We start from the raw sequence: 1,529 nt of genomic DNA, 5'->3' as shown, positions 1-1,529 counted from the left end.
TCGTAGAAGGTGTCGCCTGCCTTGAGGACCTGCTCCTTCTGGCCCTTCACGCCCATGATGATCGAGCCCTCGAGCACATAGACGACGGCGTGCGCGCCATGACGATGGACCGGATCGACGGCGCCGGGCGGGTAGTCCACCGTGATGGTCAGGATCTCCTTGCCCGGGAAGTCGGGGAGAGCCTTGGTCATGTTCTCGGTCACCCTGGCCTGCGGCGCCGTCGCGTCGCCGTGGGCGGCAGGATCATGCGCGGCCGCGTTGCCGCAGATCATCACCAGGAGCAGGGCGAGCGTCTTGAAGTGTCGCATCGGAGATTCCTCGCAGGGTAGGAGGCGAGGCGGCATGCGCCGCGCCCGGGAAAACGGGACTCAGGAAAGGTTAGCCTTCTCGAGGCCATACGCCTTGTCAAAGATGCCCGGCTCGATGTGGAAGGCCACATTCACGCGGTTCCATGCATTGATTGCCATGACAGAGAATGTCAGGTCGGAGATTTCCTTCTCGGACAGCTGCGTGCGGACGCGCTCGTAGATCTCATCGGCGACGCCCTGCGCCGGGATCTGCGTCAGGGCCGAACGCCATGGTGAAGTCGAGGAACTTCTTGAACAGTTCCGGGGACTGCTTCTGATAATCGACGCGCATGTCATTGCCTCGTTAGCGATGGGGAATGGAATAGCGCAGAGGTTAGGCATGCGCCTCCCGTCCCGGTAGATCCGTGCGCGGGATCACCGTGTTGCGTGAGGGGCACCAATGGCGTTTCGGCGACCTGGTTATCGCCGATGAATCGGCTCCTACAGAAAATCCCTCGGGAAACTGTCACAAGATCGGTGCGGCCTGCGTCTGTTGTGTATGGACGAACTAAAAGACTCACCCGATGTGGTCTGGACCGGGCTGCTGGCGTTGTTGGATCAACTGCCTCTGGATGCACGCGTCGCCTTCCTCCTCAGCGAGGTGTTCGACATGCGCGTGGACGACGTCGCGGCCTTGCTGCGTTGCGACGCACGGCATAGCCGCGATCTCGTGGAGCAAGCGCGTTCCCATATCCAGTCCGTCCGGCACGAGCACAACGTACGCGGAGACAAATCATGACTATCAACAACCCGCCAGGTCTCGTCGTCGCCGAACACGCCGACGCGCTGGCATCGAGCTTCTCCGCGAGTTACGCGGGTGTCATCGCTTTCATCGCCGTGGTGAACGAAGGCAGTTTTGCCAAGGCCGCCGACCGCCTCGGCATCGGCCGATCGGCGGTGAGCCGAAGTGTGCAGAAACTGGAAGGGCAGGTGGGCGCCCGCCTTTTCATCCGGACGACGCGCAGTAACGCGCTGACCCGTGAGGGAGAACTCTTCTTCGAGAACTGCAAGCCCGGTGTCGATCGCATCACCCAGGCACTGGCCGACATGCAGGAGCTCCGCGAAGGTCCGCCGCGAGGCCAGCTCCGCATCAGCTCGGCGGTTGGCTTCGGCCGTAAGGTCGTCGCGCCGCTCTTGAACGGCTTTCGCGATATGTATCCGGATATCGCGGTAGACCTGTTG

Annotated in this window: 4 protein-coding genes; 2 read left to right on the top strand and 2 right to left on the bottom strand. The window is 62.3% G+C overall.

What is annotated here, in order from left to right; genetic code table 11:
- The coding region (locus tag AC1DSN_RS22440) for a cupin domain-containing protein (RefSeq protein WP_477333020.1) at positions 1-308 on the bottom strand (308 nt) is incomplete at its 3' end.
- A gap of 60 nt (positions 309-368) precedes the next feature.
- Entirely contained in the window at positions 369-689 is a 321-nt protein-coding gene (locus tag AC1DSN_RS22435) for a carboxymuconolactone decarboxylase family protein (RefSeq protein WP_477297125.1), read from the bottom strand.
- 157 nt (positions 690-846) lie between these two features.
- On the opposite strand from AC1DSN_RS22435, the gene AC1DSN_RS22430 reads away from it, so the two are divergent.
- Positions 847-1,086, top strand: a complete 240-nt coding sequence (locus AC1DSN_RS22430) for a sigma factor-like helix-turn-helix DNA-binding protein (RefSeq protein WP_477297124.1) — start codon at positions 847-849, stop codon at positions 1,084-1,086.
- The coding region (locus AC1DSN_RS22425) for a LysR family transcriptional regulator (protein WP_477333018.1) at positions 1,083-1,529 on the top strand (447 nt) is incomplete at its 3' end. The genes AC1DSN_RS22430 and AC1DSN_RS22425, both read left to right, overlap by 4 nt.

The organism is Luteibacter sp. P4_D7_3, assembly GCF_056401735.1.
The sequence above is the reverse complement of the archived record's forward strand: the minus strand, read 5'-3'. Positions and strand labels throughout refer to the sequence as shown.

Coding starts and splice junctions, on each gene's coding strand:
- AC1DSN_RS22430 (WP_477297124.1), top strand. CDS start 847: ATGGACGAACTAAAAGACTCACCCGATGTGGTCTGGACCGGGCTGCTG.
- AC1DSN_RS22435 (WP_477297125.1), bottom strand. CDS start 689: ATGCCTAACCTCTGCGCTATTCCATTCCCCATCGCTAACGAGGCAATG.